General features: G+C 65.6%; 14 protein-coding genes. 10 read left to right on the top strand and 4 right to left on the bottom strand.

Translation table 11 applies throughout. From position 1 onward, the window contains the following. The first annotated feature begins 83 nt into the window (after positions 1-83). Positions 84-746, top strand: a complete 663-nt coding sequence (gene yihA / locus ACKI1H_RS05760; RefSeq protein WP_138519891.1) for a ribosome biogenesis GTP-binding protein YihA/YsxC — start codon at positions 84-86, stop codon at positions 744-746. A gap of 277 nt (positions 747-1,023) precedes the next feature. On the opposite strand, the gene polA is transcribed toward yihA, so the two are convergent. Further along, positions 1,024-3,774, bottom strand: coding sequence for a DNA polymerase I (gene polA, locus ACKI1H_RS05755; protein WP_138519892.1), 2,751 nt, complete (start codon positions 3,772-3,774; stop codon positions 1,024-1,026). A gap of 74 nt (positions 3,775-3,848) precedes the next feature. On the opposite strand from polA, the gene ACKI1H_RS05750 reads away from it, so the two are divergent. Together ACKI1H_RS05750 and ACKI1H_RS05745 are read left to right on the top strand one after the other, a co-directional pair. Then, positions 3,849-4,136 carry a DUF2782 domain-containing protein gene (locus tag ACKI1H_RS05750; RefSeq protein WP_024766803.1) on the top strand — a complete coding sequence of 96 codons (288 nt, stop codon included), beginning with the start codon at positions 3,849-3,851 and terminating at the stop codon, positions 4,134-4,136. Between the two features lie 34 nt (positions 4,137-4,170). Then, entirely contained in the window at positions 4,171-5,121 is a 951-nt protein-coding gene (locus tag ACKI1H_RS05745) for a homoserine kinase (RefSeq protein WP_138519893.1), read from the top strand. A gap of 233 nt (positions 5,122-5,354) precedes the next feature. On the opposite strand, the gene ACKI1H_RS05740 is transcribed toward ACKI1H_RS05745, so the two are convergent. The 3 genes from ACKI1H_RS05740 to znuA form a co-directional block, all read right to left on the bottom strand. Then, positions 5,355-6,041, bottom strand: coding sequence for a TSCPD domain-containing protein (locus ACKI1H_RS05740; RefSeq protein ID WP_017521239.1), 687 nt, complete (start codon positions 6,039-6,041; stop codon positions 5,355-5,357). A gap of 17 nt (positions 6,042-6,058) precedes the next feature. Next, a complete protein-coding gene (locus tag ACKI1H_RS05735; RefSeq protein WP_440467873.1) occupies positions 6,059-8,206 on the bottom strand; it encodes an adenosylcobalamin-dependent ribonucleoside-diphosphate reductase in 2,148 nt (715 codons plus the stop codon). A gap of 382 nt (positions 8,207-8,588) precedes the next feature. Further along, complete coding sequence (gene znuA / locus ACKI1H_RS05730; protein WP_440467872.1) at positions 8,589-9,527, bottom strand: zinc ABC transporter substrate-binding protein ZnuA; 939 nt, start codon at positions 9,525-9,527, stop codon at positions 8,589-8,591. A 70-nt stretch (positions 9,528-9,597) separates the two neighbouring features. Between znuA and zur the strand changes: the two genes are divergently transcribed. The 7 genes from zur (at position 9,598) to ACKI1H_RS05695 (ending at position 14,799) form a co-directional block, all read left to right on the top strand. Then, on the top strand, positions 9,598-10,104 hold the full coding sequence (gene zur, locus ACKI1H_RS05725) for a zinc uptake transcriptional repressor Zur (protein ID WP_138519896.1): 507 nt from the start codon (positions 9,598-9,600) through the stop codon (positions 10,102-10,104). Then, positions 10,104-10,904, top strand: coding sequence for a zinc ABC transporter ATP-binding protein ZnuC (gene znuC, locus ACKI1H_RS05720; protein ID WP_081518832.1), 801 nt, complete (start codon positions 10,104-10,106; stop codon positions 10,902-10,904). The genes zur and znuC overlap by 1 nt, the downstream gene beginning before the upstream one ends. Further along, positions 10,897-11,685 (top strand): zinc ABC transporter permease subunit ZnuB, encoded by a 789-nt coding sequence (znuB, locus tag ACKI1H_RS05715; RefSeq protein WP_440467871.1) that lies wholly within the window; start codon positions 10,897-10,899, stop codon positions 11,683-11,685. Before znuC ends, znuB begins: the two co-directional genes overlap by 8 nt. A 37-nt stretch (positions 11,686-11,722) precedes the next feature. Beyond that, entirely contained in the window at positions 11,723-12,109 is a 387-nt protein-coding gene (locus ACKI1H_RS05710) for a hypothetical protein (RefSeq protein ID WP_138519898.1), read from the top strand. A 193-nt stretch (positions 12,110-12,302) separates the two neighbouring features. Continuing rightward, complete coding sequence (locus tag ACKI1H_RS05705) at positions 12,303-13,313, top strand: methionine ABC transporter ATP-binding protein (protein ID WP_440467870.1); 1,011 nt, start codon at positions 12,303-12,305, stop codon at positions 13,311-13,313. After that, positions 13,310-13,975, top strand: coding sequence for a methionine ABC transporter permease (locus ACKI1H_RS05700; protein WP_024766991.1), 666 nt, complete (start codon positions 13,310-13,312; stop codon positions 13,973-13,975). Before ACKI1H_RS05705 ends, ACKI1H_RS05700 begins: the two co-directional genes overlap by 4 nt. 41 nt (positions 13,976-14,016) lie before the next feature. After that, a complete protein-coding gene (locus tag ACKI1H_RS05695) occupies positions 14,017-14,799 on the top strand; it encodes a MetQ/NlpA family ABC transporter substrate-binding protein (RefSeq protein WP_138519900.1) in 783 nt (260 codons plus the stop codon). Positions 14,800-15,011 lie beyond the last annotated feature (212 nt).

Below are 15,011 nucleotides of genomic sequence, written 5' to 3'. Positions count from 1 at the left end.
CGCGGCATTATATACTTCAGATGCCCAAACGGAAACGAAACCGCCCCCCGCGACACCGCGTCGCACCCGCCGCGAAGTTACCCATGCCCTCGAATAACGCTACGAAAAACCCGATTCTCGGCCTCTGCCAACAGGCCACCTTCCTCATCTCCGCCGCCAAGGTGAACCAGTGCCCGGAAGACTCCGGCCTGGAAGTCGCCTTCGCCGGCCGCTCCAACGCGGGCAAGTCCAGCGCGCTGAACGCGCTGACCCACGCGAACCTGGCGCGGACCTCCAAGACCCCCGGTCGCACCCAGTTGCTGAACTTCTTCCGCCTGGATGACGAACGCCGCCTGGTCGACCTGCCCGGCTACGGCTACGCCAAGGTACCGATCCCGCTGAAGCTGCACTGGCAGCAGCACCTGGAAGCTTATCTCTCCAGCCGCAATGCGCTAGCCGGCGTGGTGCTGATGATGGATATCCGCCACCCGCTGACCGACTTCGACCGCCTGATGCTCGACTGGGCGCAGGCCAGCCAGCTGCCGATCCACGTGCTGCTGACCAAGGCTGACAAGCTGGCCTACGGCGCGGCGAAGAACGCGCTGCTCAAGACTCGCAAGGAAATTCTCGACGGCTGGGGCGATGTCGCCACCCTGCAGCTGTTCTCGGCACCCAAGCGCCAGGGCGTGGAAGAGGCGCAGCTGGTCCTGGCCGGCTGGCTGGGGCTGCTGGACGAGGAAGAAGAGGAAGCCGGCGAGGAGGCCTGAGGCCAAATCGCAGGCAAAAAAAACCCCGAGCTTCGTATGGGGAGGGGGAAGTTCGGGGTTTAAGTCCGGACCGCTAGGGCGGGGTCCAGTAATCTGCCAACACTAAACACTGCAAAGGAGCATCGAAGGGCTTCACCAGCCATTCACGAGTTCTGACTCGGCTCCTCGCGGGAAAGTTCAGCGGGTCACAAAAGATTTTTTCGGGCTGGCCTGAAAGCGCCTGAACAATCGTGCCAGAAGGCCCGGCTGACGGGCCTTACGACCGTTCGTCCAGTCGTCAGTGGGCCTCGTCCCAGTTCGCCCCGACACCGGCTTCGACGACCAGCGGCACGTCCAGTTCCGCTGCGCCGCTCATCAGCGGCCGAATGCCATCGCGCACCTGCTCGACCAGGTCCTCGCGCACTTCCAGCACCAGTTCGTCGTGTACCTGAAGGATGACGCGGGCATCGATGCCGCTCTCCTGCAGCCAGTTATCCACAGCCACCATCGCGCGCTTCATGATGTCCGCCGCCGTGCCCTGCATCGGTGCGTTGATCGCGGTGCGCTCGGCGGCCTTGCGCATGGCGCCGTTCTTCGAGGCGATTTCCGGCAGGTACAGGCGACGGCCGAACAGGGTTTCGACGAAGCCCTGCTCGGCGGCCTGGGCGCGGGTGCGCTCCATGTACGCCAGCACGCCAGGGTAGCGAGCGAAGTAGCGGTCAATGTAGGCCTGGGCCTCCTTGCGCTCGACGCCGATCTGCTTGGCCAGGCCGAAGGCGCTCATGCCGTAGATCAGGCCGAAGTTGATCGCCTTGGCGCTGCGGCGCTGGTCGCCCGTCACCTCGTCCAGCGGCACGCCGAAGACTTCGGCGGCGGTGGCGCGGTGCACGTCGCGGTCATGACGGAAGGCATCCAGCAGACCTTCGTCCTTGGCCAGGTGAGCCATGATGCGCAGCTCGATCTGCGAGTAGTCCGCCGCCAACAGTTTGTAGCCCTTGGGCGCGACGAAGGCCTGGCGGATGCGCCGGCCCTCGGCGGTGCGGATCGGGATGTTCTGCAGGTTCGGGTCGCTGGAGGACAGCCGGCCAGTCGCTGCCACCGCCTGGTGGTAGCTGGTGTGGATGCGACCGGTGCGCGGGTTGATCTGCTCCGGCAGCTTGTCGGTGTAGGTGCTCTTGAGCTTGCTCATGGAGCGGTATTGCATGATCACCTTGGGCAGCTCGTAATCCTGCTCGGCCAGCTCGGCAAGAACGTTCTCGGCGGTGGACGGTTGGCCGGTGGCGGTCTTGGAGAGCACCGGCAGGCCCAGCTTTTCATAAAGGATGGCGCCCAGTTGCTTGGGCGAGCCGAGGTTGAACTCTTCACCCGCCAGGTCATAGGCCTGGCGCTGCAACTCGACCATCTTCTCGCCCAGCTCGACGCTCTGCTTGCCCAGCAGGTTGGCATCGACCAGCGCGCCGTTGCGTTCGATACGCGCCAGCACCGGCACCAGCGGCATCTCGATCTCGGTGAGGACCTTGGCCAGCGACGGGATGGCCTCCAGCTTCTGCCACAGGGTCTGGTGCAGACGCAGGGTGACGTCGGCATCTTCGGCCGCGTAGGGGCCGGCCTGTTCCAGAGCGATCTGGTCGAAGGTCAGCTGCTTGGCGCCCTTGCCGGCGATGTCCTCGAAGCGGATGGTGCTGTGGCCCAGGTACTTGAGCGCCAGGCTGTCCATGTCGTGGCGGGTCGCGGTGGAGTCCAGCACATAGGACTCGAGCATGGTGTCGAAGGCGACGCCCTGCACGGTGATGGGCGTCGAGGCGTTGGCCAGGACGTTCATGTCGTATTTGGCGTGCTGGCCGACCTTGCGCTTCTTCGGGTCTTCCAGCAGCGGCTTGAGCGCCTTGAGGACGGCGTCGCGGTCGAGTTGTGCCGGTACACCCATATAACTGTGGGCCAGCGGCACATAGGCGGCCTCGCCCTCTTTCACCGCAAATGACACACCCACCACCTGCGCCTGCTGCGGGTCGAGGCTGGTGGTCTCGGTGTCGAAGGCGATCAGCTCGGCGGCGTCCAGCTTCTTCAGCCAGGCGTCGAACTGCGGCTGCTCCAGGACGATCTCATAGCTCTTCTCCGCGGCAGCAGCCGGGGCTTCTTCCAGCGTTAGCTGGGGGCTGCCGACCTTGGCCGCCTGGCGTTGCAGGTCATCCAGCCCGGTCTTGAACTCCAGGGTACGGTACAGCTCGGTCAGCGCCTCGCGGTCCGGCTCGCCGGGGTGCAGGGCATCGATCTCGATGTTCAGCTCAACGTCGCACTTGATGGTGGCAAGCTTGTAGGACAGGTAGGCCATGTCCTTGTGCTCTTCGAGCTTGGCTGGCAAGCCCTTGGCGCCGCGGATCGGCAATTCGGGCACCTTGTTCAGGCTGGCGTAGAGCACATCGAGGCCACCACCGACGCCGGTGAGCAGACCGAGGGCGGTCTTCTCGCCGACACCGGGCACGCCGGGAATGTTGTCGACCTTGTCGCCCATCAGCGCGAGGTAATCGATGATCAGCTCAGGACCGACACCGAATTTCTCCTTAACGCCATCCACGTCGAGCGTGCTACCGGTCATCGTGTTGACCAGCGTAATGTGCCCGTCGACCAGCTGCGCCATGTCCTTGTCGCCGGTGGAGATCACCACTGCGCGACCGCCGGCCGCGCTCTGCCGAGCCAGGGTGCCGATCACGTCATCCGCTTCCACGCCTTCCACGCAGAGCAGTGGCAGGCCGAGGGCGCGCACCGTGGCGTGCAGAGGCTCCACCTGCACTCGCAGGTCGTCCGGCATCGAGGGGCGATTGGCCTTGTACTCGGCAAACATCTCATCGCGGAAGGTCCCGCCCTTGGCATCGAAGACCACCGCGAAGGGGCTGTCCGGGTACTGCTTGCGCAGGCTCTTGAGCATGTTCAGCACGCCCTTCACCGCTCCCGTCGGCATGCCGGTGGAGGTCATCAACGGCGGCAGGGCATGGAAGGCGCGATACAGGTAGGACGAGCCGTCCACGAGGACGAGGGGTGCTTGGCTCATGAGGGGAATCAACCTTTTCAGAAGGGCTCGGGCTAAAATGTCCGTAGCCAATTCGACAAAGGGACAAGGTTATCATGCGTACGTTGAACCGCCTGTTGCTCGCCGCTCTACTGGGTCTTGGCGCGACTTCCGTCATGGCGGCGGACGATGCCCCGACGCCGGAACCGGATGTGACCATCCGCCAGGAAGGCGACAAGACCATCCAGGAATACCGCGTGAACGGATTCCTCTACGCCATCAAGGTCGTGCCCAAGCACGGCAAGCCGTACTTCCTGGTGCGCCAGGACGGCAGCGACGGCAACTTCATCCGCTCGGACCAGCCCGACAAGCTGATTCCGCAGTGGCAGATCTTCAGCTGGTAAACCCTCCCCTCCACGACGCTCCAGAGGATTGAGCATGTCGGTATTCACGCCTCTGGAACGTCCGGTCCTGGAAGACTTCCTCGCCCCTTACGGTCTCGGCCGCCTGCGGGACTTTCGCGGCATCGCGGAAGGGTCGGAGAACAGCAACTTCTTCGTCAGCCTGGAACAGGGCGAATTCGTCCTGACCCTGGTGGAGCGCGGCCCGGTGCAGGAGATGCCGTTCTTCATCGAACTGCTCGACGTCCTGCACGAAGCTGACCTGCCGGTGCCTTACGCTCTGCGCACGAAAGACGGCGAGGCGCTGCGCCAGCTCGAAGGCAAGCCGGCGCTACTGCAACCGCGCCTGGCCGGCCGTCACGAACGCTCACCGAACAACCATCACTGCCAGGAGGTCGGCAACCTGCTGGCTCGCCTGCACCTGGCGACCCGCGATCGGATCATCGAGCGCCCCAGCGACCGTGGCCTGAGCTGGATGCTGCATGAGGGCGAGACGATGCAGTCGCACCTTTCCGGCAACGCCGCGACCCTGCTGGGCGATGCCCTGGAAGAAATTGCCCGCCTGCTCGCCGAACAACCGGCACTGCCGCGCGCCAACCTGCACGCCGACCTGTTCCGCGACAACGTGCTGTTCGACGGCCCGCACCTGGCTGGAGTAATCGACTTCTACAACGCCAGCTCCGGCTGGATGCTCTACGACCTGGCGATCACCGTGAACGACTGGTGCTCAACCGACGATGGCGCCCTCGACGGCCCACGCGCCCGTGCTCTGCTGGCGGCCTACGCGGCCAGGCGGCCGTTCACCGCACTGGAGGCAGAGCTGTGGCCGGAGATGCTGCGGGTGGCTTGCGTGCGCTTCTGGCTGTCGCGGCTGATCGCCGCCGAGGCGTTCGCCGGGCAGGATGTGCTGATCCATGACCCTAGTGAGTTCGAACGACGGTTGGCCCTGCGGCAGACGGTGGGGATTCATTTGCCGTTTGCGCTGTAAACGCTCCGACGGCTCTTCGTAGGAGCGAGCTTGCTCGCGAACAAGCCCCGCAGCGGAGTTGGTTCGCGAGCAAGCTCGCTCCTACAGAAGAACAGTCCGGTATGAAGCGGGCGGCGTAAAGATCTAACTCGGAGCGGGCATCCCTGCCGGTGCTCCTATACTCAAGGTCAGCCCCGGCCTGGCCATCCATGGCCGGTCGTTCGCCCTTCAAAACGCATGCGTTTTGAGCGGGCTCACCCGCACTTCGAATGCCCGCAGTTCAGACAGGTGGCGCAGCCATCCATCTGCACCACCGCCATGGTGTTGCACTTGCCGCACAGTTGGGCGCCGGCGGGGAAGCCTTCGCCGGGTTCAGCCTTGTTGGTGCCCTGGGCGGCTTCGTAGGCGGCGCGCTTTTCGGCGAGGTACAGGCGCTGCTCCTCGTCCAGCTGCGGGCCTTCCATCAGACCGATGGCGACCAGGTGGCGCTCCACCACGGCGCCGATCTCGGCGACGATCGACGGCATATAGATGCCGCCGCGTTTCAGGTAGCCACCGCGCGGGTCGAACACCGCCTTCATCTCTTCCACCAGGAAGGTGCAGTCACCGCCCTTGCGGAACACCGCGGACATGATCCGGGTGAGCGCAACGATCCACTGGAAGTGGTCCATGTTCTTCGAGTTGATGAAGATCTCGAAGGGCCGGCGCTGCTCGTACGGAGTGTCCGGGTTGAGCACCACGTCGTTGATGGTCACGTACAGCGCGTGCTCGAACAGCGGTGACTTGATCTTGTAGGTGGCGCCCACCAGCAGCTCGGGGCGCTGCAGGGTCTCGTCCATCTTCACCACGGCGGCGGCCGCAGCGGCTTCCACGCGGGCCTTTTCCTCGGCCACATCCACCACCTGGAAGCCTTTGATCTTCTGGTTGATCTTGACGCTCATAGCATTCTCCAGGGGTATCAGTACTTGCCGTAATAGCCTTCTTTCAAGGCGTCGAAGAGGTTGGCGGCGGTATGGATCTCGCCGTCGTACTCCACTTCCTCGTTGCCCTTGAGTTCCACCACGCTGCCGTCTTCCAACTCGAAGCGGTACACCGTCTTTTCCAGGTCCGATTCCTTCACCAGCACGCCCTGGAAGGCCGCCGGGTTGAAGCGGAAGGTGGTGCAGCCCTTCAGGCCCTGGCGCCAGGCGTAGAGGTAGATGTCCTTGAAGTCCTCGAACGGGTAGTCGGTGGGGACGTTGGCGGTCTTGGAGATCGACGAGTCGATCCACTTCTGCGCGGCGGCCTGGATGTCCACGTGCTGCTGCGGGGTGATGTCGTCGGCGGTGATGAAGTAGTCCGGCAGGCGGTGCTTCTCTTCCTCGGCACCCGGTACGGCGTGATGGTCCACCTGGTCGCGGTAGGCCAGCAGTTCGTAGCTGAAGACCGAGATCTTCTCCTTGGTCTTGCGACCGGGGCGGATCAGGTTGCGTGAATAGTGGTGGGCGAAGCTCGGCTCGATGCCGTTGGAAGCATTGTTCGCCAGGCTCAGGCTGATGGTGCCGGTGGGCGCGATGGAACTGTGGTGGGTGAAGCGCGCGCCGTGCTCGGCCAGTTCCTCGATCAGCTGCGGTGCATGCTCGGCGACGCGCTGCATGTAGCGCGAGTACTTGGCGTGCAGCACGCGGCCCGCGACCTTGTCGCCGACCTTGAGGCCATCGGCCTTCATTTCCGGGCGCTTGCGCAGCATCTCGGCGGTGACTTCATAGTCCTTCACCAGCGCCGGCGCCGGGCCTTTCTCGCGGGACAGCTCCAGCGCCACTTCCCAGCCGACCAGGGCCATCTCGCGCGCCACTTCCTCGGTGAACACGCAGGCTTCCGGGCTGCCGTAGCGCAGCTTGAGCAGGGTCAGCGCCGAGCCCAGGCCAAGGAAGCCCATGCCGTGGCGACGCTTGCCGAGGATTTCCGCACGCTGCTGTTCCAGCGGCAGGCCGTTGATCTCCACCACGTTGTCGAGCATGCGGGTGAACACCCGGACCACTTCGCGGTAGCGCTCCCAGTCGAAGCGCGCATTGTCGCCGAAGGCGTCGACCACGAAGGTGGTCAGGTTCACCGAGCCCAGCAGGCAGGAACCATAGGGCGGCAACGGCTGCTCGCCGCAGGGATTGGTGGCGCGGATCGCCTCGCACCACCAGTTGTTGTTCATCTCGTTGACCCGGTCGATGAGGATGAAGCCGGGTTCGGCGTAGTCGTAGGTGGATACCATGATCATGTCCCACAGGTGCCGCGCCTTGACCCGCCCGTAGACCTTGCAGGCCACGCGGCCGTCGTCACCCACCAGGTAGTCGTCGTGCAGCGGCCAGTCGCGCCAGACCACTTCCTCGGCGTTCTTGAGGTCGACCTCGTCGCGTTCCTTCTGGTGAATCGGGAACACCAGCGGCCAGTCCTCGTCGTCCTCCACGGCGTTCATGAAACCATCGGTGATCAACAGACTGAGGTTGAACTGGCGCAGGCGGCCGTCTTCGCGCTTGGCGCGGATGAACTCGCGCACGTCCGGATGGCTGACATCGAAGGTGCCCATCTGCGCACCGCGCCGCCCGCCGGCAGAGCTGACGGTGAAGCACATCTTGTCGTAGATATCCATGAACGACAGCGGCCCACTGGTATGCGCGCCGGCGCCGGAGACATAGGCGCCGCGCGGGCGCAGGGTGCTGAATTCGTAGCCGATGCCGCAGCCGGCCTTGAGCGTCAGCCCGGCCTCGTGGACCTTCTCCAGGATGTCGTCCATGGAGTCGCGGATGATCCCGGAGACCGTGCAGTTGATGGTCGAGGTGGCCGGCTTGTGCCCCTGGGCACCGGCGTTGGAAATGATCCGCCCGGCCGGAATGGCGCCGTTGCGCAGGGCCCAGAGGAAGCGCTCGTACCAGTGTTCGCGCAGAGCCTTGTTGGCCTCGACGTCGGCGAGGGCGCGGGCGACGCGCTGCCAGGTCTCGTCGACGCTGCCGTCAATGGGGTCACCGCTCTTGTGCTTGAGGCGGTACTTGCTGTCCCAGATATCCTGCGAGGCAGGCTGCAGGGCGAGAACTCCTGGGTTGGCGCCGCGTTGGCGCGCATCGGTCTTGGCCATCCGAAAATAACCTCCTGTCGGTTGGGTGGCAGGGCGCAATGGGGCGCGAGTAGACCCAATATGTAGGCACAGAAGAATGATCGGCATCAATATGTTGTGCCTACCTCACACCATTACACACGATAGACGGTTGCGCGGTGGACGCAGAAAAACAGCGGTGCAGCCGACGATTGGCGGGGCATTGATGGGGAAAAGGTGAGGAAATTTCAGGCAGGAGCGGTGCGACGATCAGGCGCGGCGATGGCACAGTGCCGCGCCCGGTGCGGACATGTGAACTGTAGGAGCGCGCCATGCGCGCGATCGCGGGCATGGCCCGCTCCTACAAGGGAGAGGGCTGGGGGCGAGGGCAACCCCCGCTACAGAAACGTCCCGAGAAGCCCGGTCAGAGCTTCTCCAGGCACCCCGCGAACTCATCCGCCAGGTTGCCCAGCAGATGCTCGTAGCCTTGCGCGTCGACCTTCACGCCCACGCCCAGGTCGTCCAGCTCGGCCAGGCGCACCGGCAGACCCTGGCTCAGGGTGTCGGCCAGGCGCGGGCGGATCGGCGGTTCGCTGAAGATGCAGGACGGCCCGGCCTTTTGCAGCTGAGCACGCATCATGGCGACATGGCGGGCGCCTGGCTGCACGTCGGCGGACACGGCGAAGACGCCGGTGTGCCGCAGACCGTAGGCCTCCTCGAAGTAATCGAATGCCTCGTGGAAGACGAAGAACGGCTTGCCCTTGAGCGGATCGATACGTTGCTGCAGGCGGGTATTGAGCTGGTCCATGCGCTCGTCGAAGGCCTTCAGGTTGGCCTGGTAGCGGCTGGCGTTGGCCGGATCGGCGATGGCCAGGTCCTCGGCCATGCGCGCGGCGATCACCTGGGCGTTGGCCGGCAGCAGCCAGAGGTGGGCGTCGATCATGCCGGGGCGGTGATCATGATCGTGGCCCAGGTCATCGTGGTCATCGTCATGGTCCGGGTGGTTGGACGCGCTGAAGTCGGCGAACTTGCGCAGGTGCATGCCCGCCTGGTCCTGCACGGCCACGCTGGGGCCCTTGCGGCTTTCCAGCACCTTGGGCAGGAAGTTCTCCAGGTCCGGGCCGACCCAATAGAACAGCTGCGCGTCGCGCACGCGGCGGATGTCGGACGGGCGCAGCGAGTAGCTGTGCGGCGAGGCGCCTGGCGGCAGCAGCACGTCCGGCGCGCCCTCGCCGTCCTGGATGGCGGCGGCGATCAGTTGCAGTGGCTTGATGCTGGTCAGCACGCTGACCTCGGCACGTACGGGAAGGCTGAACAGCAGCGCGCAGGCGGCAGTCAGCAGGGCGACGGGACGGAAGGACACGGCAGCACTCACACAGGGGAGACATGAAAGAGTAATATAATAACGTCTCTGAACCCGAGCGTCGCCGCGCATGTACAAGATCGCCCCCAAGACTCCCCTCGCCTGCCGTCCGCACGACCACGCCAACTGCGTGGCCAGCGCCCTGGCCGACGCCGACGCGCTGTGCGCGCGCCAGGGTGTGCGCCTGACCGAACTGCGCCGGCGCGTGCTGGAGCTGGTCTGGGCGAGCCACAAGCCGCTGGGTGCCTACGACATCCTCGCCGTATTGAGCGAGGAGGACGGCCGCAAGGCGGCGCCGCCGACGGTCTACCGCGCCCTGGATTTCCTCCTGGAAAACGGTTTGGTACACCGCATCGCCTCGCTCAACGCCTTCATCGGCTGCGCCCACCCGGAGCACGCCCACGAAGGCCAGTTCCTGATCTGCCGTGCCTGCCATACCGCCATCGAGCTGGAGCAGCCGGCCATCAGCGAGGCCATCGTCAACGGCGCCAGGAGCGTCGGCTTCGCCGTGGAAACCCAGACCGTCGAGATCGTCGGCCTCTGCGGCGCCTGCGCCCCCGGCCAGCGGGAGGCGTGATGAGCGACGCGCTGATTCGCCTGCAAGGCGTCGGCGTCAGCTACGCCGGCCAGGCGGTGCTGCAGAACGTCGACCTGACCATCGCTCCGGGCGAGATCGTCACCCTGATCGGCCCCAACGGCGCCGGCAAGACGACCCTGGTGCGCAGCGTGCTCGGCCTGCTCAAGCCCGATACCGGCAGCGTCTGGCGCCAGCCGAAGCTGTCCATCGGCTACATGCCGCAGAAGCTCCACGTCGATCCGACCCTGCCGCTGACGGTCTTCCGCTTCCTGCGCCTGGTCCCCGGTGTGCAGCGTTCCCACGCGCTCGACGCGCTGAAGGAAGTCGGTGCCGCCCACGTGATCGACAAGCCGCTGCAGAGTGTCTCCGGCGGCGAGTTGCAGCGCGTGCTGCTGGCCCGCGCCCTGTTGCGCAAGCCGGAACTGCTGGTGCTCGACGAACCCGTGCAGGGCGTCGACGTCGCCGGCCAGGCCGAGCTGTACCGCCTGATCGGCCGCCTGCGCGACCGCCTCGGCTGCGGCGTGCTGATGGTCTCCCACGACCTGCATCTGGTGATGAGTGCCACCGACAAGGTGGTCTGCCTGAACCGTCACGTCTGCTGCTCCGGGCACCCGGAACAGGTCAGCGGCGACCCGGCCTTCGTCGAGCTGTTCGGCCAGGATGCCCGCAGCCTGGCGGTCTATCACCACCACCACGACCATTCCCACGACCTGCACGGCGAGGTGGTGAAACCCGCCTTCCCCGCGGGCACCCGCTTCACCCCGGTCCACCAGCACGGCCCCGACTGCAACCATGGCTGATTTTCTGCTCAACGCCCTCCTCGCCGGGCTGGCCCTGGCGGTGGTCGCCGGGCCCCTGGGCTCATTCGTCGTCTGGCGACGCATGGCCTATTTCGGCGACACCCTATCCCACGCCGCCCTGCTCGGCGTGGCCCTCGGCTTCCTGCTGGACGTCAGCCCGACGCTGGCGGTGACCGTCGGCTGCGTACTGCTCGCCGTACTGCTGGTCACCCTGCAGCAGCGCCAGCCACTGGCCGCCGACACCCTGCTGGGCATCCTCGCCCACAGCACGCTGTCGCTGGGCCTGGTGACCCTGAGCTTCATGAAGGAAGTGCGCGTCGACCTGATGGCCTACCTGTTCGGCGACCTGCTCGCCGTCAGCCAGGCCGACCTCTTGTGGATCATTGCCGGCAGCGCCCTGGTGCTCGGGCTGATCTGCTGGCTGTGGCGACCGCTGCTGGCGATCACCGTGCACGAGGAACTGGCGCGGGTCGAAGGCCTGCCGGTCACCGCCATCCGCCTGGCGCTGATGCTGCTGATCGCCATCGTCATCGCCGTGGCCATGAAGATCGTCGGCGTGCTGCTGATCACCTCGCTGCTGATCATCCCCGCCGCCGCCGCCCAACGGCATGCGCGCAGCCCTGAACAAATGGCCTTCGGCGCGAGTCTGATCGGCCTGGTGGCGGTGTGTGCCGGGCTCTCGCTGTCCTGGTTCAAGGACACCCCCGCCGGCCCCTCCATCGTGGTCAGCGCGGCGGCCCTGTTCCTGCTGAGTTTTGTCCTGCCGCGCCGGACGGTGTAGAATTTGGCGATTTTTTGATCAAAAGAGACCCTGACGCATGAAGTCGTTCGTCATCCGCCTGTTCGCGCTGATGGCCATGGCGCTGGCCCTTGCGGCCTGCCAGAGCACCGCGAGCCAACCGCCCAGCAGCAGTGGCTTCGAGACCGAACTGGCCGCCGGCCGTCTGGAATCCGCGCAGCTCGCGCTGGGCTCCGAACAGGAAGACACCACCCAGCTCGCCGAGCGCCGCAAGCGCCTGGCCGACGCGTACCTGGAGCGCAGCCGCGAAGCCCTGGCCAAGGGCGACGTCAATGGCGCCACCACCGCCCTGACCCGCGCCCGCTCGCTGATGCCCCGCGCGCCCGGCGTGGCCGCCGACGTGAGCGGCCTGCAGAAGCCCGCCGCGCCAGCAGCCCCGGCCCCTCAGCCGACCTGCACACCGTAAGCCCGCGGGCGCCCGTTCGCGGCGCCCGTTATTTCCTTTTGTTCCGTGCTTAGCTGAACAAAGATTAATCAGCCATAAAAAAGCAGGTTAAAATGCGCGGTTTTGGCTGACCGCCTACGCTCGTTGCCTACGCCTGTTCATCCGACGGCTCCGGCAGCGAGCGGCGCCTCCCCGTACCCACAAGGTTCGCTAAGTGATCGAATTCCACGACGTCCACAAGACCTATCGCGTCGCCGGACGCGATATCCCGGCCCTGCAGCCGACCCGCCTGTCCATCGAGGGCGGCCAGGTGTTCGGCCTGATCGGCCATTCCGGCGCCGGTAAAAGCACCCTGCTGCGCCTGATCAACCGCCTGGAAGAGCCCAGCGGCGGGCGCATCGTCATCGATGGCGAAGACATCACCGCCCTGGACGCCGACGGCCTGCGCCGCTTCCGCCAGCGCGTCGGGATGATCTTCCAGCACTTCAACCTGCTGGCCTCCAAGACCGTCGCCGACAACATCGCCATGCCGATGAAGCTCGCCGGTACCTTCAGCGCCGCCGAGATCACCGCGCGAGTGGACGAACTGCTCGAGCGCGTCGGCCTCAAGGACCACGCCCGCAAATACCCCGCGCAGCTCTCCGGCGGCCAGAAGCAGCGCGTCGGCATCGCCCGTGCCCTGGCCTGCCGACCGACCATCCTGCTCTGCGACGAAGCCACCAGCGCCCTCGACCCGCAGACCACCGGCCAGGTCCTGCAATTGCTGGCCGAGATCAACCGCGAGCTGAAGCTGACCATCGTCCTGATCACCCACGAGATGGACGTGATCCGCCGCGTCTGCGACCAGGTGGCAGTGATGGATGCTGGGCGCATCGTCGAACAGGGCGAGGTCGCCGACGTGTTCCTCCATCCGCAGCACGACACCACCCGACGTTTCGTCTTCGAGGCCGAGCGCGTCGACGAGGACGAGCAGCACGATGACTTTGCCCACGTGCCGGGCCGCATCCTGCGCCTGACCTTCCGTGGCGAGGCGACCTACGCGCCACTGCTGGGCACCGTCGCGCGCCAGACCGGCGTCGACTACAGCATCCTTGCCGGGCGTATCGACCGCATCAAGGACCAGCCCTACGGCCAGCTCACCCTGTCCCTGGTGGGCGGCGACATCGAGGCCGCCATGGCGCAACTCAACGCCGCCGAGGTCCATGTGGAGGTGCTGCGCTCATGAGCGACTTTTTCGTAAACATCGATTGGTCGGAAATCCTCCAGGCCAGCCTCGACACCTTCTGGATGCTCGGCGGTTCGCTGCTGTTCACCGTCATCCTCGGCCTGCCGCTGGGCGTGCTGCTGTTCCTCACCGGGCCCAAGCAGATGTTCGCCAACCGCGGCATCTACGGCGTGCTGGCGTTCATCGTCAACGTGCTGCGCTCGCTGCCGTTCATCATCCTGCTGATCGTGCTGATCCCGCTCACGGTGATCCTGGTCGGTACTTCGCTGGGCGTCGCCGGGGCCATCCCGCCGCTGGTGGTGGGTGCCACGCCGTTCTTCGCGCGCCTGGTGGAAACCGCGCTACGCGAGGTGGACAAGGGCATCATCGAAGCCACCCAGGCGATGGGCGCCAGCACCCGCCAGATCATCTGGAACGCGCTGCTGCCCGAAGCCCGTCCGGGCATCATCGCCGCCATCACCGTCACCGCCATCACCCTGGTGTCCTACACCGCGATGGCCGGTGTGGTGGGCGCCGGCGGCCTCGGCGACCTGGCGATCCGCTACGGCTACCAACGCTTCCAGGACGACGTGATGCTGCTCACCGTGGTGATGCTGGTGGTACTCGTCCAGATCCTGCAGACCGTCGGCGACAAGCTGGTGGTCCACTACTCGCGCAAATAACCACAAGGCCCGCCGGATGCGGGCCGACCAAGGAGCCAACCATGAAGAAGCTGTTCGCCGCGTTCGCTGCCGCCGCAGTCATCGCCACCCCGCTGGCCCAGGCCGCCGAGAGCCTGACCGTCGCCGCCACCCCAGTGCCGCACGCCGAGATCCTCAACTTCGTCAAACCCATCCTGGCCAAGGAAGGGGTGGAGCTGAAGGTGAAGGAATTCACCGACTACGTGCAGCCCAACACCCAGGTCGCCGAGAAGCGCCTGGACGCCAACTTCTTCCAGCACCAGCCGTACCTGGATGAGTTCAACAAGACCAAGGGCACCAGCCTGATCGCCGTCACCGGCGTGCACATCGAGCCGCTGGGCGCCTACTCCACCAAGTTCAAGAAGCTCGAAGAGCTGCCCTCCGGCGCCACCGTGGTGATCCCCAACGACGCCACCAACGGCGGCCGCGCCCTGCTGCTGCTGGACAAGGCCGGCGTGATCAAGCTCAAGGACAACAAGTCCATCACCGCCACCCCGAAGGACATCGTCGAGAACCCGAAGAACATCAAGGTACGTGAGCTGGAGGCGGCCACCCTGCCGCGCGTGCTGACCCAGGTCGACCTCGCCCTGATCAACACCAACTACGCCCTGGAAGCCAAGCTGAACCCCACCAAGGACGCGCTGGCCATCGAAGGCGCCGATTCGCCCTACGTGAACATCCTGGTTGCCCGCCCGGACAACAAGGACAGCGCCGCCATGCAGAAGCTGGCCGCCGCCCTGCACAGCCCCGAGGTGAAGCAGTTCATCCTCGAGAAGTACAAGGGCGCCGTCGTTCCGGCCTTCTGATCGCCGCGAAGCTGACGCTCAAAAAAGCCCGGTCGAATGACCGGGCTTTTTCGTTTCCGGCTTTTGGCTTTTGTAGGAGCGAGCTTGCTCGCGAACCCACCCAGCGCCGCTGCCATCGGCGAGCACCGTTCGCGAGCAAGCTCGCTCCTACAGCCTTCCGCCGGCCGCTCTATCACGGCGCATTGAGCAATTTTTCACCAACCTTTCCTGCA

It is taken from the genome of Pseudomonas sp. YH-1 (assembly GCF_051990045.1).
In the GTDB taxonomy this organism is placed as follows: domain Bacteria; phylum Pseudomonadota; class Gammaproteobacteria; order Pseudomonadales; family Pseudomonadaceae; genus Pseudomonas; species Pseudomonas nicosulfuronedens.
The sequence above is the reverse complement of the archived record's forward strand: the minus strand, read 5'-3'. Positions and strand labels throughout refer to the sequence as shown.

Excerpts from the sequence above, each read along its gene's own strand:
- yihA (WP_138519891.1), top strand. The coding sequence starts at position 84 with ATGCCCTCGAATAACGCTACGAAAAACCCGATTCTCGGCCTCTGCCAA.
- polA (WP_138519892.1), bottom strand. The coding sequence starts at position 3,774 with ATGAGCCAAGCACCCCTCGTCCTCGTGGACGGCTCGTCCTACCTGTAT.
- ACKI1H_RS05750 (WP_024766803.1), top strand. The coding sequence starts at position 3,849 with ATGCGTACGTTGAACCGCCTGTTGCTCGCCGCTCTACTGGGTCTTGGC.
- ACKI1H_RS05745 (WP_138519893.1), top strand. The coding sequence starts at position 4,171 with ATGTCGGTATTCACGCCTCTGGAACGTCCGGTCCTGGAAGACTTCCTC.
- ACKI1H_RS05740 (WP_017521239.1), bottom strand. The coding sequence starts at position 6,041 with ATGAGCGTCAAGATCAACCAGAAGATCAAAGGCTTCCAGGTGGTGGAT.
- ACKI1H_RS05735 (WP_440467873.1), bottom strand. The coding sequence starts at position 8,206 with ATGGCCAAGACCGATGCGCGCCAACGCGGCGCCAACCCAGGAGTTCTC.
- zur (WP_138519896.1), top strand. The coding sequence starts at position 9,598 with ATGTACAAGATCGCCCCCAAGACTCCCCTCGCCTGCCGTCCGCACGAC.
- znuC (WP_081518832.1), top strand. The coding sequence starts at position 10,104 with ATGAGCGACGCGCTGATTCGCCTGCAAGGCGTCGGCGTCAGCTACGCC.
- znuB (WP_440467871.1), top strand. The coding sequence starts at position 10,897 with ATGGCTGATTTTCTGCTCAACGCCCTCCTCGCCGGGCTGGCCCTGGCG.
- ACKI1H_RS05710 (WP_138519898.1), top strand. The coding sequence starts at position 11,723 with ATGAAGTCGTTCGTCATCCGCCTGTTCGCGCTGATGGCCATGGCGCTG.
- ACKI1H_RS05700 (WP_024766991.1), top strand. The coding sequence starts at position 13,310 with ATGAGCGACTTTTTCGTAAACATCGATTGGTCGGAAATCCTCCAGGCC.
- ACKI1H_RS05695 (WP_138519900.1), top strand. The coding sequence starts at position 14,017 with ATGAAGAAGCTGTTCGCCGCGTTCGCTGCCGCCGCAGTCATCGCCACC.